Annotated in this window: 1 protein-coding gene; it reads left to right on the forward strand. The window is 62.0% G+C overall.

The genetic code is table 11. The features are described 5' to 3' along the window. A partial coding sequence (gene tssI, locus AC1DIG_RS29275; RefSeq protein ID WP_477770107.1) for a type VI secretion system tip protein TssI/VgrG occupies positions 1-671 on the forward strand: 671 nt, incomplete at both ends.

The following is a 671-nucleotide window of genomic DNA, read 5'->3' on the forward strand; positions in this document are numbered from 1 at the left end:
GACCAGACCTTCTTCCCCACGTTGGGCGAAACCCCTTATCAGCAAGACGCCGGCATGCTGGCGGAGCATTCGGTCGTCAGCCAGTTCTCCCAGCGTTTCAGCACCCGTACCAGCAAGGTCACCCACCGGGACTATGACCTGAAGCGCCCGAGCCTGTTGCTGGAAAGCCGCTTCACCGCCGAGTTCCGCCCTGAGCTTGAAGACTATCGCTACCCGCAGTTATTCGAGAGCGAAAAACGCGCCAAACAGCTCGCCCGGCAGGCGCTGGAACGGCACCGAACCGATTACCAGTTGGCCGAGGGCGAAAGCGATCAGCCGACCCTGCGCAGTGGCCACTTTTTCAAGCTGACCGAGCACCCGCGCGAAACCTACAACGATCTGTGGCTGCTGCTCGGTGTGACCCACTGCGGGAAAAACCCCCAGGTGCTGGAAGAGTCAGTCACCAGCGCGACCGAACCTGAGGACGGTTTTACCCAGGGCTACCGCAACAGCTTCAGCGCCATTCCCTGGGACGTGTTCTACCGGCCACCGCTGCCGGCACAAAGACCGGCGCTGGTCTGCCAGACCGCCCGCGTCACCGGCCCGGCCGGCGAAGAGATCTACTGCGATGAATATGGTCGCGTCAAAGTCGAGTTTCACTGGGACCGGGCCGAACGCGACAGCGAAAAAAG

Source organism: Pseudomonas sp. 05N431 (assembly GCF_056397005.1).